Consider the following 25448-nt stretch of genomic DNA (forward strand, 5'->3'; position numbering starts at 1 on the left):
CCTCCGACTTTCGAGCGGTCCCGGTGCCTGCCCCGATGTCGACTCCCCTGTCCGAGAACCCAAACCGCGTCCCTCTTTTTTTGCGCGGTTTGTTGTTCTGTCTCTCAATCCCGCCAGGGTGTCAAGCAGTTCGGCTGACAGATAAACGCCGACGTTCATCCTCCACCATGGTGACGAGGGCCAGCAGGAGGGCAAAAAGAAGGAATGTTCGCGGAATGAAAAACGTGTCCTGCAGGAAAAGCGACATCCCCAATTGCACGAATCCCATAAATGCCGCAGCGAGGGCATTCCGATGGAACGTGTCTGGGAATTTCGTCGCTTGCACGAAGGTTTTCCGCCATAATCTGAACGTAAACAGTACGATCAGTAGAAAGAAACTGAAGCCGACGAAGCCTGTTTCTGTCAAAAGCTGGACATACCCAAGATCGACGTGATGCTTGAATACTCGCTCGTAGTGGATGATATACATCTCTCCCGGAACACGGTAGTCCGGCCACACATCCTTGAAATTCGTCAGGCCGATTCCGAACACCGGGTGATCCGCGATCATATGTCGGGCGGCAATGAACTTGTCCAAGCGGATCGCCAATGAGGCGTCCGGCTTCCCCTCGCCACCGATGTTCTCAAGGCGGCCGAGGAGCTTCACGATCACCAGCGGCGCAACGGCCGTCGCTGCAATCACCAGGAAGGCGGCAATCACCGGCCGATACCGATAGCGGATCAACGGCAGTCCCAGAATGAACATTCCTGCAATGATAATCGGTGTCTGGCGATTGAACGTCAACAATGCCATTGCCAGCAGCAGCACCAAACCAATCATGGCAAAGACCTTCGCGGCTTTGCGCTTCGCCTCGATATGCAGAAACAGCGCCCAGGGAATCATCCACACCGTAATGAAAGCATACTGAATGGCATTCTTGGAGATGCCGTTAATCCGGAGCCACTCGCCCTCGGTCGTCTGATCGCTCAGACTGCCGAACAGGTCGTACCCGCGGATGAACTCCAGCAAGCCGATCGAGTTGATCGCGACGGTGATGAATAGCAAGATGCCCAGCATCTGCATGAACTCTGGGCGTTTTCGATAGTAGCTCGAAACCGCCAGCATCATCAGCATGTACATCGCCGGCTGGATCGCTGGTGGAGCTTCAGGGACCTTCAAATACAGACCAAACGCCACGGCATAGATTGTGTAGATGACGAGAAGAATGATCACAGGCGTGTGCGGGACCCGGAAGTGTCTCCGTCCCCACGCGACGACCCATGAAAGGAGAAACGCGCCCGCGAGCATCTTGTTGATTGTAACTGGCAGACCGGGAGCCGGAATGCCCTGGCTGAACCATGTGGCAAAGTAGAGCGGGAACGTCCATCGTGGGCCGGCGATCGAGATGATCGCGACACACACGGCGGCCAATAACATGCGCGCGCCTAAGTCGGGAATGAACTTCATTGCAACCAGGAGGTAGAAGAAGACGCCCGCAATGATGAACGCGATGAACAGCGTCACGTTCAGTTGACGGCGTTCCAGAGAGTCCTCAAACAGCAGCGATCGGAGTTCGGCGGCACTCACGAGGAAGCCTCCGCGCGAGACTCCTTCAGAGCCTCGACGGTCTTCTGCCAGTCACTCGGTTGATCCTTCGCAAGCGCCGCGAATTCGCTCGGTGCGCTGTCGCGTCCTGCAAACCAGCACTTCAGATCATGTCCGGCCAATGCGTGCGCAATAACCGGAATCGCCACCGTCTCATTGGTCACAACATCGGAAATCTTCTGCGAGAACGCGATACGCTCCAGATGCATCTTCGCGCATGTTTCTTTGCCCTCTTGCGGCTGCATGACCTGAAACCAGAGACGATTCGATTCCGTGGGAAAACCAATGCGGTGGATCAGTTGCTCGCCTTCGAACTCCGTCCAGACACCGCCGAGCCCAGGCTCAAGACGCACAATCAGTAACCAATCCGCGACCTCACGCAACGCTGCGCGCAGAGCTTCATCACTCGCCTGATATTCGAGGAGCAAGACTCTCATTGCTCATCCTTCAGCCCGAGCCAGTTGCGCACTTGGGCAATACGCGCATCCATCACGATCCGTTGTTCGCGACTGGAGAAATCGTTTCGCGTGTGAGTGAGGATCTGGAGGGCCTGCTGCAGATCCTGGCGCGTTCCAACATCGGTAACCGGCGACGGGACTTCTCGCACGTCCTCAAGCTTCTCCGGCAACTCGCCGAGCCGATCGCGATGCTGCGCAATCAGCGTCATCGCCATCAGCAAACGCGTTTGGGGTTGAATCTCGGGCTCGGGGATTGCCAACCGCCGCTCCAGTGCATCTCGCGCATCCAGCGGCTGATCGAAATCGAAGAGCAGGAAGTTTGCGACCCACGTCAGGTTGTTCGGCTCATCTTTGACCAGTTGCGCCAGATTATCCTCGGCTGCCTTGTGTTCCGATTCGTTGTCTTCGCCGAAGTCCACATGCAGTCGAATCAGATCGTACAGCACTTGCGTTGGCACGCCGAGCGTTTCGACCTTGCCGATCGTTCCGCGCATGAGCCGGTAGGCACGATCGATCTGGCCTTCTCGAATCGCGATGCGAGCCTGCGCGGCGCCGCCGGTCTCCGGCATATCCCGCGCAAGTTGCGTCGTGTACTTCTCGATCGTATCCATGTCTTGAACTTCGTACGCGGTCAGCGTTCGCGCCAGAATCAGTCGCGGATCGCGAGGATCCAGCTTCAGCAATTCACCGGAGAGTTCATGCGCCGTCTTGAAGGCGAAAATCGATCGCATGTCATCGACTTTGGCGATGACGTTATCCTGGAAGAGTCCCGGATGCCAGCGCATAAGCAGCTTTCGTAGATTCGCAACTTCCTCTTCCCGAACTTTCTGATCGGACAGGCGGTCGCCGCTGGAACTCTCCAGAATCGAGAGCAATCGAACGATCGAATCTCCATCGCCCGGGTTCATCTCGACCGCTTTGGAGTAATACCGGATGGTCTGCCCCAGTTGCTCCGCCTTATTGCCGGATGTGAAGTAGAAGAGATAATGATGCAGACCGGCGCGCAGGCTGTAGGAGAAGTGGAAGCGTATCTCGCCGAGGCTCTTGTCGAGATATGAAAGGCCCAGGTTTGCATCGCTGACGGCTCCGCGGAACTCCTGCTCGGCTTCCTGTGTTTTGCCCTCGTTGCGCATGCGCGCGGCATGCTGGAGCCCAGAACTTGCGCTGGCATGCAATTGCTTCGCAGCTTCCAGCATCGAGCCCCCATTGTGGGGCATCAGCGCCAGAGAATTCTGCACATCGCGCCAGGCAAGGCGAAGCAGTGCCGGTTCGTTCTCACCGGGGATGCGTGCCTTCGCATATTTCTGCTGGGATTGAATGAGATACGTTTCCGAAGAGAGCCAATCGCCGACTTTCGTTCCAGCAATCACAAACAAACCGCCCAAGACGAAGACCGATACCAGCCAGGCGATCGCCGCGATGCGCATTCTCTTTCGCGGTCCTGGATCAGGAACCGAATCGAGTTTGGGAGCCGACTCAATCGACAGCGGACCGACGCCCAGTGTTTGTTTGTCGTTTTCGATTTCCCGCTCGGACATTTCGGGGATGCGGATCAGCCACAAGCGATCGGAAACTCCCCAAATTGCCAGCAGAATCACAACCGTCGACGCAATTGGAGCGACCCGGAATGGGAAGTCGACGAGCCCATGCGCAAGCAGGGCAATCAGTGAAACGACGATCGAAATCTGGATCGCGATGTTGCGTTGACCCAGCGATCGCCCCATCAGGCGCCAACCCAAGAGCAGAATAGAAATCACTGCAGTCAGGGCCAGTCCCAATCCCACAACGCCCGATTCGAATAGCGTTTGAAGATACTCGTCATGCGCGCGCTGTGTTCGCTTTGGCGTGGGGGCGATGTCTGTGTCAGGATGCGCCTGGTAGTACTCTCCCTGGGCCTGCGGATAGACGTACTGGAATGTTCCCCAGCCCGTACCCAATATTGGATGCTTCGCCACGACAGGCAACGAGGCCACAAGGATTCGGAGCCGCGTTTCCGTCTTCAGATGTTCGACGCTGATGTGCTCGATACGCGTGGAGAGTGGAATATTGCGCCGGTAGAGTGGATTCCATTCCTGGTTGATTGTCTGAGTCAGCAGCAACAGCAGCAGGCCCACCGGAACCAGGATGTAGAAGGCCATGCCCGGACGCACGGCGGCCTGACGCCACAACAGAACGATCAGCGCAATGAATGCGACGCCGAGGATCGGAATCACACCGCGGCTTTGTGCCAGTAGAACGGCCAATGCCATTACCGCGATCCCGGCGATTAACCCCGCAGCGACGCCCTTTGAATATCGCCCGCGATAGACCAGCAACAACGTCCAAGACATCAGCATCGGGGCGATCATGAACGCCGACAGGGCAACGTTGTGGCCAATGAAGCCGCCCATGTCGTTGCGGAATTCACCCGGCGCCCATCTGATCCAGATGTCGGAGAGGATCGGAAAATCGACATGCAGAAGAATGCTGGTCGTCGCTGCCATAACTCCAAGGCCGAGGATCAGGCCGGTCAGTTTGAAGGCATATCGCCGCGTTCGGATCAGATTCTGTATCACAAAGAACAGCGCGACTCCCGCAGCGACTTGCAACCACGCGATGACGGAGTTGTACGCGCCTCCGAATCCCGTCCACGTTTTGTCCGGAATTTGTGGGATGTTGGCGAGGACGCTCTCCGCGGGCAATTCCGGCGCCCAGCCCACAATCGGAAGAATCGAGATCAGCGTCCAAAGCAAGAAGCCACCACCGGCCGCCAGCGGTAAGAAGCGCAGCCAGTGCATGCCCCTGCGCAGAGGTTGAGATGGATGACGGGCCAGAACATCGATCCGAAGCAGCCACTCGGCGAGTCGCGCCGCGCCCCACGCAGCAATCACCAGCAACCCCGTCAGCAGCCACGCAGCCGACTTCAATTCCAGGACCGGGAGCTCACCCGTGATCGCCGGTCGGAAGGCCAGCGAAATCGCCGTGATTCCCCGATGGACCATCTGTGCGAAACCATCGCCCGACGGCGCACTCAGCAGCCATAAGTTGATTCGTGGCGGCAGGAACAGTGGATACGAGAGCACGGCTGCCAGGAACGATGCCATCACGCCGACCTCGGCGAACTTGCGCAGCATCAGCGACAGCGAAAGCTCCGGGCGCTCCAGCTTTGCTTCGATCGGTCGTGCTCTTCGATCGCGTTTCCGCGCATCCTCCAACACGAGGTCGGGCCGCTCGAGCGACTCCCGAGTCGGACGCGGCGCGACGGTGCTCGGCGCCGGCGGAGGCGCTTCGTTCTCATCGAACCTGGGGATGCGGGTCTTGTCGTCCATTGAATCCGCGATTCAGGGAGTTTCCTGCACGGCCGGGATTCTGGGGGGCCGCCGGAGACGATGCCAAGGACGAATCGCGGCGGCCGGCGCTCAGCAGATCCTTGGCAATTGCTCTCCGCTCAGCATATCCAGAATGCGCGTCGCGCCAATCAGGCTCTTCAGCGTTACTATCGGCCGACCGCTGCGGACTTCGCCGATGACAGCTGCCCCGTCGGCAACCGCATGGCCTGTCAAAATCTCCAGTGCCTTGTCCGTGTCTGCCGGATCGATGAATGCCGCGAACCGGCCTTCGTTCGCCACCGAGAAGGGATCGAAGCCCAGGATCTCGCACGCGCCCTGCACATCCTCTCGGACGGGCACGGCACGCTCCTCGATCGCGATCTCGCAATCCGCCGCCTGTGCAATCTCGTTGAGTGTACTCGTCAGCCCGCCGCGCGTCAGATCGCGCAGGCAGTGCACGCGCACGCCGGCTTCCAGAAGCGCCGCCACCGGCTCCCACAACGGGGCCGAATCGCTCTCGATGGCGCTTTCAAACTCCAGCCCTTCTCGGGCGGCCATAATCGCCATCCCGTGCCGTCCGAGATCGCCGCTGACAAGCACTGTATCGCCGGGCTGGATTTGTGATGGGGAGATGCATACGCCCTTCGCAAGGCAGCCCACGCCCGAGGTGTTGATGTAGATGCCGTCGCCTTTGCCGCGCTCCACGACCTTCGTATCGCCCGTCACGACGCGGACGCCTGCGGCATGGGCGGCTTCGCCCATCGACTTTGCCACGCCCCACAGCGTCTCCATCGGAAGGCCTTCTTCCAGGATGAATCCACAGCTCAGCGCCATCGGTCGCGCGCCGCGCATCGCCAGATCGTTGACCGTTCCATGCACGGCCAGCGATCCAATGTCGCCTCCTGGAAAGAACAGCGGCCGCACGACGAATGAGTCTGTGGTAAAGGCCACTCGCTCTGTTCCGGGAGTCAGAACCGCTGCATCGTGCGGATCGTCCGGGCTTCCGAACGCTGCCATAAACAGGCGATCGATCAATTGCTGCATCAATCGGCCGCCGCCCCCGTGTGCCATCAGCACGTGGGGATAGTCGCTCAGCGGAATGGGGCACGACGCCGCGAAGTCCATCAGTTTCCCTCCCGGTAGCGGCGGAACGTCTCGCGCAGAAGCTGGGCCGACTCCGCTTCGCGGACGCCGCCGGTTACTTCCACGCGGTGGTTGAAGGTTGGATGCTGCAGGATATTCAGTTGATTCGTGAACACGCCCCAGCGCGGATTCGACGCGCCGTAGACCAACCGCGCTACTCGGGCATGAACGATTGCGCCGGCGCACATTGGGCATGGTTCAAGAGTGACGTACAAAGTCGCACCATCGAGACGCCAGTCGCCGCAATGCCGGGCGGCCTCTCGGATCGCAATGACTTCAGCGTGGGCCGTGGGCTCCCAATCAAGCTCCTTGGCATCGTGCCCGGCACCCAGCAACTCGCCATCGCGCACGACCACCGCCCCGATCGGAACATCTCCCCGTCGGGCCGCCAACTTTGCCAGCCCGAGCGCGCGATCCATCCACCGCGCGTCCTCGGCTGCCTGCTCCGGGCTCATTCGTCCTCGATGCTCTTGATGGCGCTGATCGGGAACTGCATCTTCGCCCCGCCCGCCGGTTGAATCACGATCATGCCGCTTCGATCGTCGCGGCTCAGGATACGGGCGCGCATCTTCCGGCCGTTCGAAAGCGTAATGTTCTTGAAGCCTTCCTCGGCTCCCCGCCTGTCCGGTTGAGAGGGCGAGATTACCGTTACATCTGGAGTCGGCGCGGGCGTCTTGAGCTGTTCGCGGACCATCTCCATCGAGAACTTCTCCCTCTGCGGTGTCGGCGTTGCCTTGCCGATCTGGATCGACGGGGGAGGATCGGTCATCCGCACAAACGACGGGTTGAGCAAACGGTGGGGGAACGGGTTCGGCATCGCGCCGGCGCCTTCCGGAATCGAGAACGTCGACGCCAATTGGCGGACGAATCCCGCCGCATCGTCGCGAGTCGGATGTGCGTAGTCCCACAGCACAATCCCCGCCCCGCGGGCACGTGCCAGGCGAATCTGCTTCAGGACATCCGGTGTGAAATTGGATTCTCCGCTGACCGCCGTTACGATTTCGGTGTCGTAGGCATGACGGCGTGCGAAGTCCAGCCAAGCCAGGAACTGATCCTCTTCGCGATACTGATTGCGCAAGTTTATCAGCACGATCTCATCCACGAGACCCGATTCGGCCCAGCGCACCCAATCCTGGAAGTGTCGGGCGTATGGCGCAGAATTCGTCCACTGCTCCCAAGACTGCGGGGCGCTGCCCTCTGCGTGAGCCATGATACCGATCTTCAACGACGGATGCGCCTGACGCAGAGTCCTGCAGACCCGATCCAGGTAATCCGTCAGGCCCTGGCGACGGTAAGCCGTCCAGACGAGGTTGTCCGGCGGGGGAGGACCGCTGCCGCCGACGCGGCGACGGAAGTCGGCGATCGTCTCTTCGTTGTATCCCCACGTCGGATCCGGATAAGCGAAGTCCTTCAGGACGATGCCTTCAGGCTTATAGCGGTTAACAAATTCCAACATGATCCCCAGCAGATAGTCCTGGGCTGCCGGATTCAGGGGATCGGCTAGCATCATCGAGTCGGAAGTACGCTTGTCGCCGGCCGCGTTCATTCCGACTGCGCCGGGAAAGCGCCCCAGAATCGACCACGACGGCGGGCGGTTGCCGTACACGGCATTGTAGGCCGGGAACACGGTGATCACAGGCCAGACGGCGATCGGCTCGTCGGCTTCCAAAAGGGCCGCCCGGTTGAGCATTGAAATCGGGTCCGGGAGACTCGGGGCTACGCCGGAGGCCAGCTTCTCTGCCTTCGAGATGTAGAACACTCCATCTACTCCTCTTACCTCGGGGTAGATGCGGTTCATATGGGTGCGGGCGACGGTGTCCATCAGCGCCTGAATCTCTGTGGCCGAATGCATTCCGGGCCCATTCCCAAAAACGACCACTCCTCGGACGGCGTCCGGAGCTTCCTGCGCCGGCAGGTGTCCCGCCAGGCACATCAGCATCGTCACAGACGCCGTCAGGGCCAAGATTCGTGTCCAGACTCGCATGAGATCCCCTTTCACTTTCGGCCATCCATAATCCCGGTGGCAATTCGCGCCAGGAGGACTCGTTCAAGCCCCCCACCCGCATTTTGCCATCCAAGAACGATCCCTCCCCGGCGGGCAAGGGGGATTCGCAACCTGTCCGCCTTCAGTATCTGGCCTTAACCGATCCATGGCAGAGGAATCGGACGGTCCAGCAACGGGATTCGCCATTGCGCCGAACCTGAACCATTGCAAACATAAATCGTTCGCTACGGCGAGCAACCCCAGCCCGATCGAGAAGACACCATGCCAGAGCTTCGCAAAGATCCAGTCGTTGGACGGTGGGTCATTATCTCCACCGAACGCGCCAATCGGCCTCGGAATCTTGTCATGCCTGTTCCGACCGACAAGGTGGACCAGTTCAATCCCTTCAAGCCCGGCAACGAGGACAAGACGCCCAAGGAAGTCCTCGCCTATCGTCCGCCCGGCACGGCTCCCGATACGTCCGGCTGGTGGCTTCGTGTCATTCCGAACAAATTCCCCGCCTTGGACAGCAAAGGCCGCATGCAACGCGTCGGCGAAGGCATGTACGACCTCATGAACGGGATCGGTCAGCACGAGGTCGTGATCGAAACGCCGGAAGAGGGTATCCAACTTCCGGACATGGAAGAAGAGCAGGTCCAGGAAGTCATCTGGGCCTTCCGCGATCGCTCCGTCGAGTTGCGCAAGGACTCGCGATTCCGCTATGTGCTCATCTTCAAGAATTATGGCAAGGAAGCCGGTGCATCCATCTGGCACGCGCACAGCCAGATCATCGCGTTGCCGATCGTGCCGAAGAATGTGCAGGAAGAACTCGAAGGCGCACGGAAGTACTTCCAGTACAAGGAACGGTGCGTGTTCTGCGATATGATTCACCAGGAACGTGCCGATGAGAAGCGCGTCGTGATGGAGAACGAGTCCTTCGTGGCCTTCTGTCCGTTCGCGTCGCGCTTTCCGTTCGAGACATGGATCCTCCCGAAGAGCCACGAGCAGTTCTTCAGCGACATCACGAAGAACGAGGTCATGGACCTGTCGAACATCCTGCGCGGCTGCCTGAAGAAGCTGAAGCTCGCGCTCGACGACCCGGCCTACAACTTCATCATCCACACCACCCCGGACAGCGAAGGCCCGATCCCGTTCTACCATTGGCACATCGAGATCCTGCCTGCCCTGTCGCGCGTCGCCGGCTTTGAATGGGGCACTGGATTCCACATCAATCCCGTGTTGCCGGAAGATGCAGCCGAGTACTTGCGCACGGCGGAACTTCCGCACGGTTCAGACGATTCCGTGGTAGCAGACCTTCAAACGGAAGACGAAAAGGCCAGCTCGAAGAAACGCAGCTCGGGAAAGAAGTAGCCCTGGGAGCGCCGGCTTCCAGCCGGCGTGGTGATGGGACCGATGGGACGCAGATGACATCCGAAGACCGCTCTCTGCGTCTTTGCGTCTCTGCGCGGGAATCACTCCTCAGATCACCTCGCCCACATCGCCCTTCTCGCCGGGCGAGGGCACTGGTTGTTCCTCGTGCCCGGGCTCGTGCAGCGTTTCCGTGTTCACAAAGAAGACGCTGGCGAGAATCACCGCCGTGCCTGCAATGCGCCACGGGCCGAAGTCCTCCCCGCGCAGCATCGCCCCCAGGATCACCGCCACCAGCGGATTGATGTACGCGTGCAGCGAGACCTTCGCTGCCGACATGTGATCCAGGATGTACATGTAGCACCCGTACGCGAGCACCGATCCGAAGATCGCCAGGTAGCCGACCGCCAGCCAGCCCTTCAGCGAGAGCTGCACATCCGACAGTTCGCCCGTGACTGCGCCGACCGGCACCAGCAGTGCTCCACAAATCAGCGACTGCAGCGCGACGGACATGAGCTTGTGCGTGCGCACGGGATGGCGTTGGGCGAACCAACTGCCATAGGCCCACGAAATGTTCGTGACCATCAACGCACCGATCGAAACGTAATACAGCGTTCCCTGCGGCGCGCGAATTCCCACCAGGTCCGGCCAGAACAGCACACCGATTCCGAGAAACCCGACCAGGATCCCGAGCCAGATGCGCTTGTTCATCTTCTCGCCGCCCAGCGCTGCCATTCCGACGAAGAAGAACGGAAATGCCGCGATGATCACCGACGCCAGGCCGCTCTCGACGCGCTGTTCCGCCCACGCCAGCATGTAGCTGCCGACCGCGAGGTGAGTGATGCCAACCATCGCAATCCGGCCCCACTCGCCGCGATCGCGCGGCAATGGAATTCCCATGGCGAGGCTGACAACCAGCAGCACACCGCCTGCAATTGCGAACCGGAGAGCCAGCAGCACCGATGGAGGCAACGCCTCGACGCCTTCGGCAATCGCAAGGTACGTTGTGCCCCAGAAGAAGCAGACGAGAACCAGCGCGAAGTTGGCTTTGAATTTCTGACTGAACTGCACGGAGGCCGCCGATTTGGAATTCGATGATCCGGCGGGCAATTCAGGCGACGGTTGATTCGGCCATTTGGCCTTCTCGCAAAACGAAGCGAGCCGTCGCCGCCCAATCCCGGACGTCATGCTCGTGGCTCACAACCAGCATGGTGGCGCCGTGCGCTGCAACCCATTCCACAAGCAACGCCGTGATCGCATCGCCCGTTTCCTTGTCGAGCTGCGCCGTCGGTTCATCCGCAAGTACGAGCCGCGGCTCCGGCGCCAGCGCTCTCGCCAACGCCACGCGCTGCCGCTGGCCGCCGGACAGATGCTCGACTTTGCGCTGACCGAGAGATGCCAGCCCGACGCTTTCCAGCATCGCCTTTGCCACGTTGCGCGCCTCGGCCGGTGTGTTCCCGCCGCGCCACAGCAGCGGCGTCAGCACGGCATCCAGAACGCGCGTTCCCGGCGCCAGCAGATGATGCTGGAACACGTACCCGACAGTCTCTGCGCGCCAGGCCGCTCGGCGGCTCTCTCCCAGGCGCGTGACGTCCGTTCCGTCGACACGGATCGCGCCGGAGTCCGGTCGATCCAGCCCCGCGGCGAGATTCAACAGCGTCGTCTTCCCGGAGCCGGACGGCCCGAGCAATAGTGCCGTCTTGCCTTCCTCGACGGAGAAGCTCACACCGCGCAGCGCGGGGAACTCATCCCCGGCCTTGAAGTCTCGAACGATGTTATCGAATTCCAGGAAGGCCATGATGCGTACCGGTCGGCACTAACGGCTAAAAAAGAATGCCACGCCGCAGGCCAAGCCTGGGCGCGGCAAGAGTTCCTTCATGCGTTGATCGGCGATGCCTTACTTGCCCATGCGCCGTTCGGCCTGGCGTTGCTCTTCACGCTCCGCGCGGATCGACGGCGAATAGTCGCCATGCACCCACTCGAAGTAGTAGTCTTCTTCCGCCATGGAGGGCGTATGTCCGAAGACGATGTCCAGGTCGTTACGTGAAACGAACCAGTGAACGGGCCGCATCACGCCGTATTCCAATGCCACGCCGACCGGGTGGAAGATGTACGCCACCAGGCGAAGCGGATGGCCGTCGGTGACGCGCGAATAGCGATGGGCGGCGGCTGGAATTGTCAGCGCTACCATCCCCAGAGCCAGTAGGGCGATACCCAACTTTCGTTTCATGCGAATGCTCCGATGGTCAAGTGTCGTCCTTACAGTCACCCGCGGCCGCCTCAGCGTCAAGCGCGAAAGAGAGCCTCAGGTCAGTCGCCGCTGTCCGGGGCCCTCAACTTGTAGACGCAATAGGGAGGGAATAGCTCCTCGGATGCCTGGTTCCCAGGGCCGGCAAGAAAACAATCGTTCACCTCTCCGGTTTCGGCATCGAAAGCGATCGCCACAAATCCCGGACGCCGGGGCTGCACCACCCGATCTCCGATGGCGAAGACGCTCGCACCGCCGTAATCGCTGGGCTCGATCCGAATGATGTAGTGCCCCGGCCAACCGCGCCGTTGAGAATCTGGACGTGCGTAAATAACCCGGTGGAGGTCAGAGAGATTCTGGCTCAGGTCCACCTGCACTTCTTCGATCGGCTCCGCGGAACTCCCCTTTGGCGGGACCAGAGCAGCATAACGGTACTGCCCTTGACCCTTCGGGGGGCCTTCGAATCCTCGCTCGGCGAAGAATTCCGACCATTCGACCGGCAAGTCCCAAGAGACTGTTCCATGTGTGGCGAGTAGCAGCGCATCGTTGCGCTCTATCAACTGTTTCAGGTGATGCGTGGACTCCCACGGCCGCGTCAGATTCTTCAGGCGCGGATGATAAGGCAGCGGCTCGTATCGGATCAGGTAGGCGACCTTCTCGCGAATTATCCACTGAAGAATCGCATCCGCCTCCGGGAGAATCGGTGGCCAGGTACTGGGCGTTTCCAGAAGATCGCCCTGTTCGTCAGTCAGGAGCACCCAGCCATTTCGGATCTGATCGCCGGAAGGCACGCCGATCTTCTCACCCTCGGCGAGCGGATGATCCTCCAACTCCTCCTGCAACACATCGCGAGTGATGCGCAGCCGCTCGAAGCCTCCTTCCGGCGGAGTCAGCGTCAGTGCCACCTGCGATGCCAGGATCACTGCCAGAACTCCACCCGCCAGATACATCCTCAACTTTGCATCACGGTCCTTCATTGCCTCCACGAGAACGATTCCCGCCGGCACCGCGAGTGCCATGCAGTGGAAGCCGAGCAGACGCCCTCCATAGATCCAGGCCACTCCGCCCCGCGCGGAGAAGACTGTCATTGCCAGGAAGTGACAAAGCGGCGGAACGACGAGCGCCGCGTACGTCATCGACCAGCGCCGTTTCATCAATGCTACGATCGCCAGTACTGGGATCCAGAAGTTGTACGGGAGCGACTTCTCATAGAGCCCGAACGCCGTTCGGAGGCCACTGGCCTCGCCCATCCCCGTCGTCGCGAACCAGTGCGTTTGAGCAAACGGGCGCGTCCAGTCGCCATGGACTCTCGCGTGCAGGTTCAACCAGAAGACAATTGGTGCCGCGGCGACCAGCACCGCAACCGCCAGCGCTGGAATTCCGAATTGCAGCAGTTTTCTGCGTTCACTCGCGCCAGTTGCTTCTCGATAACGCCACCACAGCAGAATGGCACCGCCAACAAGGATTCCCGGCGCAAACACCCATGCCTCATATCGCGAAAGGGCGGCAACGGCAACGGCGATGCCAGCGACAACAAAGGAAACGGCCACGCGTGCGGCTCCTCCCGTTGCGGCCGCAGCCAGGGCGATCGTCGCGATCATCAATCCCGCCCAACTGAACGGCTCGGCGAAACCGCTGAGGGAAGCAAACGTCTGCCAGGGTGACGTGAGCGCCAACAGCCCACCCACCAGCGGCGCCACCCATCCCGAACGCACCAGCCAGGCACCGTAGGCACCCACAAGCACGATCGCCAGGCAGAGCAGCGAGTTTCCGACCATCGTGACTTCCGCCACGCCGCACTTCAGGAGTTCACTCAGGCACCCGTTCACCCAAATGGGAAGAGGCAGCCACGTGTACTCGAACGTCGCGAACGAACCTGTCTCCGTGAAGTACTTCGCATACCAGAAGCGACTGAGTTCATCCCCGGAGAGGATGAACATCCCGGCGCGTTCTCCTAACGCCACCAACACGAAGTGTCCCAGCGCAAGCAACGCCAGCACGCCCCACAACTTCCAGAGATCTCGCCGTTTTGCGTCGTTCAAGTTATCCCATCCCGGCCTGAAGGCCAAGCGGAAGTAGAAACGTCCCCCAAGACATGGGTCAAGCGACATGCGTCGCCAATGACGTGAAGAGCTGATGCACAGCGGGAAGGCCTGTTGAGAACCGATTGACAGCAACCCCAGCCCGTTCGTTCAAGCGATAAACACGAATAGTCAGGCTCCGGAGAACTGCCATTTCATGTCGCCGAAAGTTCAGAAGCTCCTGCTCATTAGTCTCTTCATCGATGCGATCATCCTGATCGTGGTGATTTACTGGTTCTTCGTTCGATGACCAATGCCGAGTTTCTCTATGATGCTCCCGACCTGTACCGCAGAGCGCTCGGTCCCGCGGATGAGGAGGAGATCGCGTTCTACGACGCGCTGCTCCCAAAAGTGGGGACGGTGTTATCGCTTGGCTGTGGCGAGGGACGTCTGGAAGCGCCGCTATCGAGCAAGAGCAGACGATTTGTCGGACTGGATCTTTCGCCTGCAATGGCGCGCGAAGCGGCACGTCGCGATCCAAACGGGCTCTACGTTGCCGCACGAATGGAAGCACCACCGTTCTCTCGCATTCGATTTGCCGCAGCCATCAGCGGCTTGCTCAGTTTCTCTTATCTGACGCGCGAATCCGATTTGCTGACAGCGTTGCGATGGTTACGCGAAGTCCTCTGCGACGGCGCACCGGTGATTCTCGATGTGCCCTGCGCGCATCGTCCGAAAGAACTTCAGGGCATTGAGGAAACTCACACGGACCGTGAACTCAAGTACACGTTTCGTTACCTGGACGCAGAGTGTTCGAATGGCTTTGGCACTGTGCTGCATACACAAATCGACGTTCGCACGTTGCACCAGAACGTTTCGCGCAGTGCTCCGCTGACGGTCTTCACGCCCGATGGGTTGCGTCGACTCTTCGATCAGGCCGGACTGAACGATCTGTGTTTCTTCGCGCCTCACGATCTGGAGACAAGAACAAGTAACCCGCCGAGGGATTGTCGGCGGGCAGTCGTGTTGGCTTTCACGCGATCGGATTAGAAGTGCGTTCCTTCCATCTTTTCAGGACCATCACCAAGAGAATCGCCGCCAGACCACCGTACTGCAGCGACCACGCAAACGTCGACGGCTCCCACACTCCTTCGGCCCAGTAGCGATCCAGCGCCAGGTAAGTTGCCGGGATCGTCAGCGACCACCACAGAACTTCCGGTCGGAACTTCCGCATCGTGCATGGAATCAGCATCAGCAAATACCACGGGTGATTGACCGGACTCAGCAGCAACGCTCCACCGAAGAGCCATAGCCACTGGCGATCCCAAGGCCCGCCATTCCAGAGAACAAACAGCCAGAGCGCTCCGAAGAGCGCGTAGACGATCAGCCGCGCCTCGACCTGGTTCGGATCGCCCGGAACCGAGTCGGCTCGTCTTTTCAGCAATCGCGCATCGAGATCCCACGGCAGGGCTTTGAAGATCGCTCCGTCCGGGTCCACGTGCTCTGTCGTCCAGAGGATGGCTCGGAAGACTGAATCGTTGTTTCGCCACCGGCTCTCGTAGTTGTCCATCGCCCGGAAGAGATCCCCGCCGGCACCGAGGAACGGCACGTAGCTCAACGCCACGACCGCCGGCACGGCCAGGAACAGGACCCAGGCTCGCCGCGGAAACAAGCGCGCCAGGTGGGGGAGCGCTACCAGAGGCACCAGCTTGGCCAGTGTTGCCACCACCAGCCCGCCGGCAGCCCCGGTGGCTCCTCGGATCGTTGGGCGCGCCGCAAACAGGAACGTCAGGGCCACGCCAAGGACAAGAAGGGCGTCCAGATGGCCATTCCCGGCGACTTCGAGAACTACTAGCGGATGCAGCAGCCAGACCGCGATGCGGTCCTGGGGAAGGCCCGCTCGGCCGAGCCAGCGCCACAGAATCGCCGCCGCCCCGAGTTCTATCCCTGTAAACGTGAGCTTCATGGCTCCCACGCCGCCACCCAGCGCAGCCACAAGGGCGAAAATCGCCTGGGTCAGCGGGGGATAGATGGCACTGATCTCCGGATAGTTGATCCGCGACCACAGCTCGTCTCGAAGCGGTACCAGTTCCGCCGCGTCCGGAGCCAGCGCGAACGGATTGTGCCCCGCCACGATGACCCGGCCCTCCCAGACATAGCGGTAGATGTCGTCGCTCAGGAGGGGCGGAGCGGCGATCAACAGCAGTCGAACGGCAACGGCACACCCTGCAACGGCAAGGATTCGCTCCGACCGCGATTCGGGATCACTCCAGACGTGCGCCAATATATTAAGGTACGCGACGGCGCCCAACAGGGCCAGCAGGAGCGCCCACTTGACCGAACCTCCAGCCTGAAAGGCCCAGGCCTCCGCCCCCATAACGGCTGTCCAGCTGGTTAGAACCGCCCAGAACGGCACGCGCCGCAGCAGTGAAGGAAGCTGATTTGCCTTGAGTTCGAGCCCGGTCATGTCTTGGCTTTCGCGCGCTTCGGTGGACCGGGCCAAGAAGGAAAAGCGTGAGCGGCGCAAAAACGGCTTATCTTGGAGCCTAAGTGCTGGATTGTCAGTAATGTACCTCATTTGGACCGGATGGCCCCAAAAAAAACTGCGAGTCGTTCGGTTTCGCGCTTGACTCGGGAGGGTCCGATCCCTAGTTTTCACCGCCCCTGCGAGAGAAAGAAGTTCGCTCTGGCAGGAAATGGCGGGTTCGGGATTCCCTCCCCCGGACAGTCGGTTCGCCCGACACCGCTGAGAGAGAAAGGAAGCGAGGGCGCCTTCCGACTTCGCAGTTCGCTGCGAATGGCCTTCGGGCCGGCCCTCCTGTTCGCTCTCTCTTACAAAAGAAGTACTTGGGAAAACGCGGCTTTGTGGGACCCCTTCGGGCCCGCCCTCGAGATTCCTTCGGGATAATCCGAGGTCAGCAAAAGCCGCGGAGTATTATGAAAAGCGGAACTGATTTCGGGATGGAAAACCCCGGGAAGCTATAAACCACACCGTCAGAATTTTTTCGCCGGAGGCCATCATGGCAAAAGAGGTATTCAAGAGAGACAAGCCGCACGTAAACATCGGCACCATTGGTCACATCGACCATGGCAAGACGACTCTTACGGCTGCCATCTCCAAGCGCCAGGCGGAGCTTGGATTTGGTGAGTATGTGGATTTCGACCACATCGACAAGGCGCCGGAAGAGAAGGCGCGCGGAATCACAATCAACACGGCCCACATTGAGTACCAGACCACGAATCGCCACTACGCGCACGTGGACTGCCCGGGCCACGCCGACTATATTAAGAACATGATCACGGGTGCTGCCCAGATGGACGGCGCGATCCTCGTCGTCGCCGCCACTGACGGCCCGATGCCCCAGACGCGCGAGCACGTCCTGCTGGCCAAGCAGGTGAACGTTCCGCGTATCGCCGTTTTCCTTAACAAGTGCGACATGGTCGAAGACGAAGAGCTTCTGGACCTGGTCGAGATGGAAGTCGCCGAGCTTCTTGAGAAGCACGACTTCAGCGGTGGCGATCTTGGCGACGCCCCGATCGTCCGTGGTTCCGCTCTGAAGGCTCTCGAGGGCGACACCGGCCAGTACGGCGTCGAGTCCATCGACAAGCTGATGGAAGCTGTCGACTCCTGGATCCCCGAGCCCGAGCGTCCCACCGACAAGCCGTTCCTGATGCCGATCGAAGACGTGTTCTCGATCTCCGGCCGCGGCACCGTTGTTACGGGTCGTGCAGAGCGCGGTATCCTTAAGAAGATGTCCGAAGTCGAGCTCGTTGGTCTTCACGACCAGCCGACCAAGACGATGGTCACCGACGTTGAAATGTTCCGCAAGCTTCTCGATGAAGCCCGCGCGGGCGACAACGTTGGTCTGCTGCTCCGCGGCATCAAGAAGGAAGACGTTGAGCGCGGCCAGGTCGTGGCGGCTCCCGGCTCCATCACCCCGCACCGCAAGTTCAAGGCCTCCATCTACGTTCTGACCAAGGACGAAGGTGGCCGTCACACGCCGTTCTTCAAGGGCTACCGTCCCCAGTTCTACTTCCGCACAACGGACGTGACTGGTGCCGTGATCCTTCCGCAGGACGTCGAGATGGTTATGCCTGGCGATAACGTCGACATCGACGTTGAGCTCATGGTGCCCATCGCCATCGAGAAGGAGCTGCGTTTCGCAGTTCGCGAAGGTGGCCGTACCGTTGGCGCCGGCGTCGTTACCGACGTCGTCGAATAATACCACGGGCGGCGGTTCAGACCTCTGAGCCGCCGCCCGTTTTCATGACTGGACGAGGTTTTTATACTCATGGCGCAACAAGTGATTCGCATCAACCTGAGGTCCTTCGATTCCCGGCTGCTGGATACGTCTGTTGCCTCGATCGTCGAGACGGCACGCAGCACTGGAGCCAATGTAGCCGGCCCGGTTCCTCTTCCAACGCGCATTCGCCGTTTCACGGTTCTGCGCTCGCCGCACGTGGACAAGAAGTCCCGTGAGCAATTCGAGATGCGCCAGCACAAGCGCTTGATCGACTTGGTGGAACCCTCCCAGAAGACCCTGGACGAACTGCAGAATCTTGAGCTCCCCGCCGGCGTGCATGTGGAAATCAAGCTGACCTGAAGTAGAACCGGCGGGCTTTAGCCCCAACAACGACCCAACGAGGCCCGAATTCCGCCCTCGAACTCTTAGAGGACGATGTGCGAATTACGGGGATGACAAGACAGAGGTAAAGGGAACAATGCCCCTTGGACTCTTAGGAAAAAAGATTGGAATGACCCAGATTTTCGACGAAACCGGAGCGTTGATTCCGGTGACGTTGATCCAGGCGGGTCCCTGCCACGTTGTGCAGAAGCGCGACGAGGCCAAAGACGGCTATGAGGCCCTTCAGCTCGGCTTCGATGAGAAGGCCGAGCGCAAGGTCAACAAGCCCGAACTGGGTGCATTCAAGAAAGCGGGAACCCCGGCCTGCTACCTGCTGCGTGAATTCCGCGGCCCCGAGTCCCGGGATTTCGAAGTCGGCCAGACGCTCGACGTCGAAATCTTCGAGGACGGTGAACGGGTCGACGTGATCGGCACCAGCAAAGGCCGCGGCTTCCAAGGCACCCGCCGTCGCTTCAAGACCAACCCCGGCCCCAAGACCCACGGTTCCATGTATCACAACCGTCCGGGCTCCAGTGGCGCCAGTTCGGATCCCTCGCGGGTCTGGAAGGGTAAGAAGAACCCCGGTCAGCTCGGCTCGACGCGCGTCACCGCCTCGAACCTGTTGATCGTCAAGCGCGATCCCGTTCGTAACCTGCTGTTCGTGCGCGGCTCTGTGCCGGGCGCCAACAATGGCTACGTCATGATTCGCAAGCGCAAAAGCAATGCCGCCAAGGCTGTCGCCGGGTGAGTAACTAAAGAAGGATCGAGTTAGAGCCATGCCTAGCATCGCGATCAAAAACATCAGCGGCGAAGCAGTCGGAAACGTCGAACTTAGCGACGCCGTGTTTGCTGCCCCGCAGAACGCCATCGTCGTCCGCGAAGCTGTGAACGCCCACCTGGCCAATCGTCGTCAGGGGACCGCTTCCAGCAAAGAGCGCGGCGATGTCCGCGGCGGTGGTAAGAAGCCCTGGAAGCAGAAGGGCACCGGCCGTGCCCGCGCAGGCACAACCCGCAGCCCGTTGTGGCGCGGTGGTGCCATCATCTTCGGCCCCCATCCCCGGGACTACAGCCAGAAGATCAACCGGAAGAAGAACCGCGCCGCGTTGCGTGCCGTTCTCTCCGCCCGCGTGGAAGGAAACGGCCTGCACATCGTCGACCAGATCGACCTGGCGTCCGAACCGAAGACCAGCCGCGTTGTCGCGCTGATCGATGCACTGGGAATCGAAGAAGGCCGCGTTCTGTTCGTGACCGAGGCCGTCAACGAGTCCCTGATGCGGGCCGCCCGGAACATCCCGTACGCGGACGTCGAGATTGCCGGCTCCATCAGCGTCTACGACTTGCTGATTGCCGACCACATCGTCGCTACCCGCGCCGCCGTCGAGCAACTTCAGGAGATGTTCCAATGAACAAGAGCCCGTACGATATCCTCGTTCGCCCGTTGATCACCGAGCGCGCTCTGTTGGCCCAGGAAGGCGGCAAGTACACCTTCCGCGTCGCCATCGATGCGAACAAGACCGAGATCAAGAACGCCGTCGAGAAGGCTTTCGGAGTTGAGGTCAAGTCCGTCAACACCGTGCGCAAAGAAGGCAAGGTCAAGCGAGTCGGCATGCGGTCCTCGGGCCGCCGTCCGGCAACCAAGAAAGCGATCATCACCCTGGCCCCGGGTCAGGCGTTGGAACTGAGCTGACGAACCGAGAACCGAATCCTCGGGAGCAGAGAAGATAATGGGAATCAAAAAATACAAGCCCTACACACCGACGCGTCGCGAGATGACGACCAACTCCTACGAGGAATTGACTGCCTCGACACCGGAGAAGTCCCTTCTCGCCAAGAAGTCGAAGTCCGGTGGCCGCAACAACACCGGCCGTACCACTTGCCGTTTCCGTGGCGGTGGACATCGCCAGCACTACCGCAAGATCGACTTCCGTCGTGACAAGGACGGTATCCCGGCGAAGGTCGCCACGATCGAATACGATCCGAACCGCAGCGCGTTCATCGCTCTGTTGAACTACGTGGACGGCGAGAAGCGTTACATCATCGCCCCGCGCGGTTTGAAGGTCGGCCAGATGCTGAACAGTGGCAAAGAGGCGGAAGCTCGTCTCGGCAACTGCCTGCCGCTGAACAAGATCCCGGTCGGTACGACGATTCACGCGATCGAGATGAAGCCCGGCAAGGGCGCGCAGCTCTGCCGCAGCGCCGGAACCTCCGCGATGCTCGTTGCTCGCGAAGGCAAGATGGCCACGCTCCGCCTGCCGTCTGGTGAAGTCCGCGTCGTCATGGCAATCTGCCGCGCGACGATCGGCAGCACCAGCAACCCGGACCACAACCTGGTCGTTTACGGCAAGGCCGGCCGCACGCGCTGGATGGGACGTCGCCCGCACAACCGTGGCGTCACCATGAACCCGGTCGATCACCCGATGGGCGGCGGCGAAGGCCGTACGTCCGGTGGCCGGCACCCATGTTCGCCCTGGGGCCAGCCCGCGAAGGGTCACAAGACCCGCAAGAAGAAGAAGGCGAGCACGAAGTACATTGTTACGCCGAGAAACCGCAAGTAACCGATTCCGGACCGGAATCCGTCTTATTCGGAGGTTATACGAACGATGCCCCGTTCACTGAAAAAGCCGCCTTTCGTTGACGATCATCTCCTGGAGAAGGTCGAGGCTCTGAACGAATCCAACCAGAAGCGCGTGGTGAAGACCTGGTCGCGCCGCTCCATGATCATTCCGGACATGGTCGGTCACACCCTGGCGATCCACAATGGCAAGGGATTCGTCCCCGTCTTCATCAATGAAAACATGGTCGGCCACAAGTTGGGCGAATTCGCCCCGACGCGGAACTTCCGCGGTCACGGCGGCAAGACGGCAAAGACCGTCCGGTAATAGATACGGAAGAACGTCGAAAGGACATTAAGCGATCATGGGTAGGCGAGAAAGAGAACAGAAGAAGCGTCGCGAAGCGACCATCCCGACGACCCAGGACGGCCGCCAGGTTGTCTCGAAGTCGGTGACCCGTTTCGTGCGCTGCGCGCCGCGCAAGATGGCTATCGTTGCTGACTTGATCCGCGACAAGCCCGTCGTGGAAGCGCTGGAGATCCTCCAGTTCACCCACCGGCCCTCGGCGATTCCGTACATCGAGCGCACGCTCAAGTCGGCCATCGCCAACGCCGAAAACGTCGCCCCCGACCCGTACGAACTGGTCGTCGGTGAAATCCGGGTCGAAGGTGCGCCGATGTTGAAGCGCATCCGTCCCGCCTCGATGGGCCGCGCCGTGCGCGTCCGTAAACGCATGAGCCACCTTTCGATTCTGCTCACCAGCGAGTGAGCTAACGCTCGAACGACTGAAGAACACCAGGAGGCATTCCCTTGGGTCAGAAAGTTCATCCTCACGGTTTCCGTCTCGGAGTCATTCACGACTGGCATTCACGCTGGTACGTTCCGAAAGACTATGCCGATACGCTCCACGAGGACATCCGCATCCGGCGCACGATTAAGCAGCGCTTCATGCATGCGGGCGTCTCGAAGATCGAGATCGAGCGGGCTGCCAAGCGCGCCAAGGTCACGATTCACACCGCCCGCCCCGGCATCATCATCGGCAAGAAGGGCAGTGAGATCGAAGGTCTTCGCCGCCAGCTCGAGGGCATGACGAGTCGTCAGATCGTCATCAACATCGAGGAAGTGAAGCGCCCGGATCTGGACGCGACCCTGGTTGCGGAAAACGTCGCAGGCCAGTTGCTGCGCCGCATCAGCTTCCGCCGCGCCATGAAGCGCACGGTTCAGAGCTGCATGAAGGCCGGCGCCCTGGGCGTCAAGATTGGCTGCGCAGGCCGCCTGGCCGGCGCCGAAATGGCCCGCAGCGAATGGTTCCGCGAAGGACGCGTGCCCCTGCACACGCTTCGCGCAGACATCGACTACGGAACCGCCGAAGCCAAGACCAAGTACGGCCTGATTGGCATCAAGGTCTGGATCTTCCGCGGAGAAGTTCTTGGCAAGGATAAAAAGTCCTGAGGTTCTGAGACCAGGACCCGTTAGAGGAAGAAAGACATGCTGCTTCCAAAGCGACCAAAACATCGCAAAGTCCAAAAGGGCAAGCGCCGCGGCAAGGCCTATCGCGGCAGCACGCTGACCTTCGGCTCCTTCGGCATCAAAGCCATGGAGTGCGGATGGATCACGAACCGCCAGATCGAGGCCGCTCGTATCGCCATCACCCGTCACGTGAAGCGCGGTGGCAAGTTGTGGATCAACATCTTCCCCGATAAGCCGCTGACCGTGAAGCCGGCCGAAACCCGCATGGGTAAGGGCAAGGGTAACCCCGAGCACTGGGTCGCCGTCGTCAAGCCCGGCCGCATCATGTTCGAGTTGGAAGGCGTTTCGATGGAGCTGGCTCGCGAGGCCATGACCCGTGCGATCCACAAGCTGCCCATCAGGGCCAAGTTCGTTTACCGCGAGGACCTCGCAGTGTCCTCTGAGGGAGGCGCCTGATCATGGCAAAGAACACACTGACCGCCGAGAAGCTGCGCGAGCAGTCCGTTGAGGAACTTCACCTGCTCTTGGAAGAATCCAAGCGTGAGCTCTTCAACATGCGGGTTCGTTCCACGACGAAGGAACTGACGGACCCGAACCAGATTCCGATGAAGAAGCGCGACATCGCGCGTATCAATACCATCCTGACAGAGAAAGCCCGTCAGGCCGGCTAAGGGGCGATCCCCGATCGCCCTGATGTAGACTTAGGAGAGATAATCCGATGGCCGAACAAACGCCCGGAAACACCGTGGAACGCGCGAAGCCCAGAACCCAGATCGGGCTGGTGATGAGCTCCTCCATGGATAAGACCATCGTCGTCAAAGTTCAGCGACTGGTGAAGCACCGCGTGTACAAGAAGTACATTCGGCGCGACAAGAAACTCTACGTCCACGACGAGACCAACACCGCCAACCCCGGCGACAAGGTCGAGGTTGTGGAGATGACGCGGCCCCTTTCCAAAACGAAGCGTTATCGTCTTCGCAAGGTCGTGGAGCGCGCGAAGTAATCCCGCCGCGGCGACGCGACGAGCAGACACTGGCTAACACCGGAGCAGGAAGCGATGATTCAGGAATATACCGTACTCAACGTAGCGGACAACAGCGGCGCCCGCAAGATCCGCTGCTTCAAAGTCCTCGGCGGCACTCGCCGGCGTTACGCCTCGATTGGCGACGTCGTCGTGGCCTCCGTCCGCGAAGCGGACCCCCAGGGCAACGTCAAGAAGGGCCAGGTCGTGCGCGCCGTCATCGTGCGCACCGCCAAGGAAGTCGCCCGCGAGGATGGCAGCTACCTGCGCTTCTACGACAACGCGGCCGTCATTATTAACGCCAACAATGAGCCCGTCGGCACTCGTATCTTTGGTGCCGTCGGCCGCGAACTGCGCGCCAAGAAATTCATGAAGATCGTCTCGCTGGCACCGGAAGTATTCTGAGAGACGATCGCAACGAGCCAAGGAGCGGCTAGATACGATGAAGTGCAAGATTCGTAAAGGCGACCTCGTTGAGGTCATTTCCGGACCCTACCGCGCCCGCAAAGGCGAACCCGCCCTGCGTGGCCGTGTTTTGGAAGTCTACCCGAAGGCCAGCCGCGTGCTGGTCGAGGGAGTCAACCACCTGGTGCATCACGAGAAAGTTCAGAGCACCCAGGGCGGCCAGACCGGCGGCATCATTGAGCGCGAAGAGCCCATCCACATCAGCAATATTGCTCTCGTGGATCCGAAGACCGACAAGCCCGTTCGCGTCGGCATCGAAACGCAAGACGACGGACGACGTGTTCGCGTGACCCGCGGACGTAACAGCTCCGGCTCTATCGTCGAATAAGACGACCTAAAGATATACAGGAAGACCCCAAGGGAAGAATCGACCCATGGCAGAGAAGAAGAAAAAAGAAGAAGGCGCAGGGACCCAGGCACCGCTGGCGCCGCCCCGGTTGCAGACACGCTACCGCGAAGTAGTGGTCCCCGAGCTTCAGAAGAAGTTCAACTACGATAACGTCATGCAGATCCCGCGCATCCAGAAGGTTGTGGTAAACATGGGTGTGGGCGAGGCGTCTCGTGACATCAAGGAACTGGACGCGGCGGAAAAAGAGCTGGCCCTCGTGGTTGGCCAGAAGCCCCGCACGACGCGAGCGAAGATCAGCGTCTCTCAGTTCAAGATTCGCCAGGGTATGCCCGTCGGCTGTTTCGTGACTCTTCGCGGCCGCCGCATGTGGGACTTCCTGGATCGCCTGATCAACGTTGCGATTCCTCGTATTCGCGACTTCCGCGGCCTTCCCGGCAACGCTTTCGATGGACGCGGCAACCACTCGCTCGGCATTCGCGAGCACTCGATCTTCATCGAGTTGGACTATAACACCATCTCCAAAGCTCGGGGGATGAACATTACGACCGTGACGACCGCCAAGTCGGACGAGGAAGCCAAAGAGCTTCTCCGCCTTCTTGGAATGGCGTTCCGCAACTAAGACGGAGGCACGACGTGGCACGCACAAGTCAAATGGCAAAAGCACGCAGGAAGCCCAAGTTCAAGGTTCGGCAGAACAACCGCTGCCCGATCTGTGGACGCTCCCGCGCCTACATGCGCACGTTCAAAATGTGCCGCCTGTGTTTCCGCAAGCTGGCCAACGAAGGACAGATCCCGGGCGTCACCAAGTCGTCCTGGTAACCCCGCACTATTTGCACTGGAAGTCTCACGGA

General features: G+C 60.3%; 29 protein-coding genes. 18 read left to right on the forward strand and 11 right to left on the reverse strand.

The window, feature by feature from the left end; all coding sequences use genetic code 11:
- Positions 1 to 121: 121 nt before the first annotated feature.
- The 6 genes from KQI84_10820 to KQI84_10845 all read right to left on the reverse strand — a co-directional run bounded on the left by KQI84_10820 (position 122) and on the right by KQI84_10845 (position 8478).
- On the reverse strand, positions 122 to 1567 hold the full coding sequence (locus KQI84_10820) for an O-antigen ligase family protein (protein MCB2155369.1): 1446 nt from the start codon (positions 1565 to 1567) through the stop codon (positions 122 to 124).
- On the reverse strand, positions 1564 to 2022 hold the full coding sequence (locus tag KQI84_10825) for a hypothetical protein (GenBank protein MCB2155370.1): 459 nt from the start codon (positions 2020 to 2022) through the stop codon (positions 1564 to 1566). Before KQI84_10825 ends, KQI84_10820 begins: the two co-directional genes overlap by 4 nt.
- Positions 2019 to 5351, reverse strand: coding sequence for an O-antigen ligase family protein (locus KQI84_10830; protein MCB2155371.1), 3333 nt, complete (start codon positions 5349 to 5351; stop codon positions 2019 to 2021). Before KQI84_10830 ends, KQI84_10825 begins: the two co-directional genes overlap by 4 nt.
- A gap of 90 nt (positions 5352 to 5441) precedes the next feature.
- Entirely contained in the window at positions 5442 to 6476 is a 1035-nt protein-coding gene (gene hypE, locus KQI84_10835; protein ID MCB2155372.1) for a hydrogenase expression/formation protein HypE, read from the reverse strand.
- Complete coding sequence (gene tadA, locus KQI84_10840) at positions 6476 to 6949, reverse strand: tRNA adenosine(34) deaminase TadA (GenBank protein MCB2155373.1); 474 nt, start codon at positions 6947 to 6949, stop codon at positions 6476 to 6478. Before tadA ends, hypE begins: the two co-directional genes overlap by 1 nt.
- Positions 6946 to 8478 carry a family 10 glycosylhydrolase gene (locus KQI84_10845; protein ID MCB2155374.1) on the reverse strand — a complete coding sequence of 511 codons (1533 nt, stop codon included), beginning with the start codon at positions 8476 to 8478 and terminating at the stop codon, positions 6946 to 6948. Before KQI84_10845 ends, tadA begins: the two co-directional genes overlap by 4 nt.
- 282 nt (positions 8479 to 8760) lie before the next feature.
- On the opposite strand from KQI84_10845, the gene galT reads away from it, so the two are divergent.
- On the forward strand, positions 8761 to 9849 hold the full coding sequence (gene galT, locus KQI84_10850; protein MCB2155375.1) for a galactose-1-phosphate uridylyltransferase: 1089 nt from the start codon (positions 8761 to 8763) through the stop codon (positions 9847 to 9849).
- 108 nt (positions 9850 to 9957) lie between these two features.
- Here the strand turns inward: galT and KQI84_10855 are convergent, their stop codons facing one another.
- The 4 genes from KQI84_10855 to KQI84_10870 form a co-directional block, all read right to left on the reverse strand.
- Entirely contained in the window at positions 9958 to 10917 is a 960-nt protein-coding gene (locus KQI84_10855) for an EamA family transporter (GenBank protein ID MCB2155376.1), read from the reverse strand.
- A gap of 40 nt (positions 10918 to 10957) precedes the next feature.
- Positions 10958 to 11644, reverse strand: coding sequence for an ABC transporter ATP-binding protein (locus KQI84_10860; protein MCB2155377.1), 687 nt, complete (start codon positions 11642 to 11644; stop codon positions 10958 to 10960).
- Between the two features lie 99 nt (positions 11645 to 11743).
- Positions 11744 to 12076, reverse strand: a complete 333-nt coding sequence (locus KQI84_10865) for a hypothetical protein (GenBank protein ID MCB2155378.1) — start codon at positions 12074 to 12076, stop codon at positions 11744 to 11746.
- Between the two features lie 80 nt (positions 12077 to 12156).
- Positions 12157 to 14136 carry a hypothetical protein gene (locus tag KQI84_10870; GenBank protein MCB2155379.1) on the reverse strand — a complete coding sequence of 660 codons (1980 nt, stop codon included), beginning with the start codon at positions 14134 to 14136 and terminating at the stop codon, positions 12157 to 12159.
- A gap of 285 nt (positions 14137 to 14421) precedes the next feature.
- Between KQI84_10870 and KQI84_10875 the strand changes: the two genes are divergently transcribed.
- Positions 14422 to 15165 carry a class I SAM-dependent methyltransferase gene (locus KQI84_10875; protein ID MCB2155380.1) on the forward strand — a complete coding sequence of 248 codons (744 nt, stop codon included), beginning with the start codon at positions 14422 to 14424 and terminating at the stop codon, positions 15163 to 15165.
- Here KQI84_10875 and KQI84_10880 read toward each other — a convergent pair.
- Positions 15149 to 16582 (reverse strand): hypothetical protein, encoded by a 1434-nt coding sequence (locus tag KQI84_10880; GenBank protein MCB2155381.1) that lies wholly within the window; start codon positions 16580 to 16582, stop codon positions 15149 to 15151. The genes KQI84_10875 and KQI84_10880 overlap by 17 nt on opposite strands.
- A gap of 553 nt (positions 16583 to 17135) precedes the next feature.
- On the opposite strand from KQI84_10880, the gene tuf reads away from it, so the two are divergent.
- The 16 genes from tuf to KQI84_10960 all read left to right on the forward strand — a co-directional run bounded on the left by tuf (position 17136) and on the right by KQI84_10960 (position 25416).
- Positions 17136 to 18338, forward strand: a complete 1203-nt coding sequence (tuf, locus tag KQI84_10885) for an elongation factor Tu (protein MCB2155382.1) — start codon at positions 17136 to 17138, stop codon at positions 18336 to 18338.
- Positions 18339 to 18407: 69 nt separating this feature from the next.
- Complete coding sequence (gene rpsJ, locus KQI84_10890; protein MCB2155383.1) at positions 18408 to 18719, forward strand: 30S ribosomal protein S10; 312 nt, start codon at positions 18408 to 18410, stop codon at positions 18717 to 18719.
- A 118-nt stretch (positions 18720 to 18837) separates the two neighbouring features.
- On the forward strand, positions 18838 to 19488 hold the full coding sequence (gene rplC / locus KQI84_10895) for a 50S ribosomal protein L3 (protein MCB2155384.1): 651 nt from the start codon (positions 18838 to 18840) through the stop codon (positions 19486 to 19488).
- 28 nt (positions 19489 to 19516) lie between these two features.
- Positions 19517 to 20146 carry a 50S ribosomal protein L4 gene (gene rplD, locus KQI84_10900; GenBank protein ID MCB2155385.1) on the forward strand — a complete coding sequence of 210 codons (630 nt, stop codon included), beginning with the start codon at positions 19517 to 19519 and terminating at the stop codon, positions 20144 to 20146.
- The gene (gene rplW, locus KQI84_10905; protein MCB2155386.1) at positions 20143 to 20427 is read left to right on the forward strand and encodes a 50S ribosomal protein L23; all 285 of its coding nucleotides are present in this window, start codon (positions 20143 to 20145) and stop codon (positions 20425 to 20427) included. The genes rplD and rplW overlap by 4 nt, the downstream gene beginning before the upstream one ends.
- 37 nt (positions 20428 to 20464) lie before the next feature.
- On the forward strand, positions 20465 to 21295 hold the full coding sequence (rplB, locus tag KQI84_10910) for a 50S ribosomal protein L2 (GenBank protein MCB2155387.1): 831 nt from the start codon (positions 20465 to 20467) through the stop codon (positions 21293 to 21295).
- A gap of 45 nt (positions 21296 to 21340) precedes the next feature.
- A complete protein-coding gene (rpsS, locus tag KQI84_10915; protein MCB2155388.1) occupies positions 21341 to 21619 on the forward strand; it encodes a 30S ribosomal protein S19 in 279 nt (92 codons plus the stop codon).
- A 37-nt stretch (positions 21620 to 21656) separates the two neighbouring features.
- Entirely contained in the window at positions 21657 to 22061 is a 405-nt protein-coding gene (rplV, locus tag KQI84_10920) for a 50S ribosomal protein L22 (GenBank protein ID MCB2155389.1), read from the forward strand.
- A gap of 41 nt (positions 22062 to 22102) precedes the next feature.
- Complete coding sequence (gene rpsC / locus KQI84_10925; GenBank protein MCB2155390.1) at positions 22103 to 22744, forward strand: 30S ribosomal protein S3; 642 nt, start codon at positions 22103 to 22105, stop codon at positions 22742 to 22744.
- A 36-nt stretch (positions 22745 to 22780) separates the two neighbouring features.
- Complete coding sequence (gene rplP / locus KQI84_10930; GenBank protein ID MCB2155391.1) at positions 22781 to 23218, forward strand: 50S ribosomal protein L16; 438 nt, start codon at positions 22781 to 22783, stop codon at positions 23216 to 23218.
- 17 nt (positions 23219 to 23235) lie between these two features.
- Complete coding sequence (rpmC, locus tag KQI84_10935) at positions 23236 to 23433, forward strand: 50S ribosomal protein L29 (GenBank protein MCB2155392.1); 198 nt, start codon at positions 23236 to 23238, stop codon at positions 23431 to 23433.
- A 47-nt stretch (positions 23434 to 23480) separates the two neighbouring features.
- Positions 23481 to 23765, forward strand: a complete 285-nt coding sequence (rpsQ, locus tag KQI84_10940) for a 30S ribosomal protein S17 (GenBank protein MCB2155393.1) — start codon at positions 23481 to 23483, stop codon at positions 23763 to 23765.
- Positions 23766 to 23819: 54 nt separating this feature from the next.
- Positions 23820 to 24188, forward strand: coding sequence for a 50S ribosomal protein L14 (gene rplN, locus KQI84_10945; GenBank protein MCB2155394.1), 369 nt, complete (start codon positions 23820 to 23822; stop codon positions 24186 to 24188).
- Positions 24189 to 24225: 37 nt separating this feature from the next.
- Positions 24226 to 24576 carry a 50S ribosomal protein L24 gene (gene rplX / locus KQI84_10950; protein MCB2155395.1) on the forward strand — a complete coding sequence of 117 codons (351 nt, stop codon included), beginning with the start codon at positions 24226 to 24228 and terminating at the stop codon, positions 24574 to 24576.
- A 46-nt stretch (positions 24577 to 24622) separates the two neighbouring features.
- Positions 24623 to 25216 (forward strand): 50S ribosomal protein L5, encoded by a 594-nt coding sequence (rplE, locus tag KQI84_10955; protein MCB2155396.1) that lies wholly within the window; start codon positions 24623 to 24625, stop codon positions 25214 to 25216.
- A 14-nt stretch (positions 25217 to 25230) separates the two neighbouring features.
- Positions 25231 to 25416, forward strand: coding sequence for a type Z 30S ribosomal protein S14 (locus tag KQI84_10960; GenBank protein ID MCB2155397.1), 186 nt, complete (start codon positions 25231 to 25233; stop codon positions 25414 to 25416).
- Positions 25417 to 25448 lie beyond the last annotated feature (32 nt).

It is taken from the genome of bacterium, from assembly GCA_020444065.1.
Classification (GTDB): Bacteria; Sumerlaeota; Sumerlaeia; order SLMS01; family JAHLLQ01; genus JAHLLQ01.

Coding starts and splice junctions, on each gene's coding strand:
- KQI84_10825 (MCB2155370.1), bottom strand. CDS start 2,022: ATGAGAGTCTTGCTCCTCGAATATCAGGCGAGTGATGAAGCTCTGCGC.
- KQI84_10830 (MCB2155371.1), bottom strand. CDS start 5,351: ATGGACGACAAGACCCGCATCCCCAGGTTCGATGAGAACGAAGCGCCT.
- hypE (MCB2155372.1), bottom strand. CDS start 6,476: ATGGACTTCGCGGCGTCGTGCCCCATTCCGCTGAGCGACTATCCCCAC.
- tadA (MCB2155373.1), bottom strand. CDS start 6,949: ATGAGCCCGGAGCAGGCAGCCGAGGACGCGCGGTGGATGGATCGCGCG.
- KQI84_10845 (MCB2155374.1), bottom strand. CDS start 8,478: ATGCGAGTCTGGACACGAATCTTGGCCCTGACGGCGTCTGTGACGATG.
- galT (MCB2155375.1), top strand. CDS start 8,761: ATGCCAGAGCTTCGCAAAGATCCAGTCGTTGGACGGTGGGTCATTATC.
- KQI84_10860 (MCB2155377.1), bottom strand. CDS start 11,644: ATGGCCTTCCTGGAATTCGATAACATCGTTCGAGACTTCAAGGCCGGG.
- KQI84_10865 (MCB2155378.1), bottom strand. CDS start 12,076: ATGAAACGAAAGTTGGGTATCGCCCTACTGGCTCTGGGGATGGTAGCG.
- KQI84_10875 (MCB2155380.1), top strand. CDS start 14,422: ATGACCAATGCCGAGTTTCTCTATGATGCTCCCGACCTGTACCGCAGA.
- KQI84_10880 (MCB2155381.1), bottom strand. CDS start 16,582: ATGACCGGGCTCGAACTCAAGGCAAATCAGCTTCCTTCACTGCTGCGG.
- tuf (MCB2155382.1), top strand. CDS start 17,136: ATGGCAAAAGAGGTATTCAAGAGAGACAAGCCGCACGTAAACATCGGC.
- rpsJ (MCB2155383.1), top strand. CDS start 18,408: ATGGCGCAACAAGTGATTCGCATCAACCTGAGGTCCTTCGATTCCCGG.
- rplC (MCB2155384.1), top strand. CDS start 18,838: ATGCCCCTTGGACTCTTAGGAAAAAAGATTGGAATGACCCAGATTTTC.
- rplD (MCB2155385.1), top strand. CDS start 19,517: ATGCCTAGCATCGCGATCAAAAACATCAGCGGCGAAGCAGTCGGAAAC.
- rplW (MCB2155386.1), top strand. CDS start 20,143: ATGAACAAGAGCCCGTACGATATCCTCGTTCGCCCGTTGATCACCGAG.
- rplB (MCB2155387.1), top strand. CDS start 20,465: ATGGGAATCAAAAAATACAAGCCCTACACACCGACGCGTCGCGAGATG.
- rpsS (MCB2155388.1), top strand. CDS start 21,341: ATGCCCCGTTCACTGAAAAAGCCGCCTTTCGTTGACGATCATCTCCTG.
- rplV (MCB2155389.1), top strand. CDS start 21,657: ATGGGTAGGCGAGAAAGAGAACAGAAGAAGCGTCGCGAAGCGACCATC.
- rplP (MCB2155391.1), top strand. CDS start 22,781: ATGCTGCTTCCAAAGCGACCAAAACATCGCAAAGTCCAAAAGGGCAAG.
- rpsQ (MCB2155393.1), top strand. CDS start 23,481: ATGGCCGAACAAACGCCCGGAAACACCGTGGAACGCGCGAAGCCCAGA.
- rplN (MCB2155394.1), top strand. CDS start 23,820: ATGATTCAGGAATATACCGTACTCAACGTAGCGGACAACAGCGGCGCC.
- rplX (MCB2155395.1), top strand. CDS start 24,226: ATGAAGTGCAAGATTCGTAAAGGCGACCTCGTTGAGGTCATTTCCGGA.
- rplE (MCB2155396.1), top strand. CDS start 24,623: ATGGCAGAGAAGAAGAAAAAAGAAGAAGGCGCAGGGACCCAGGCACCG.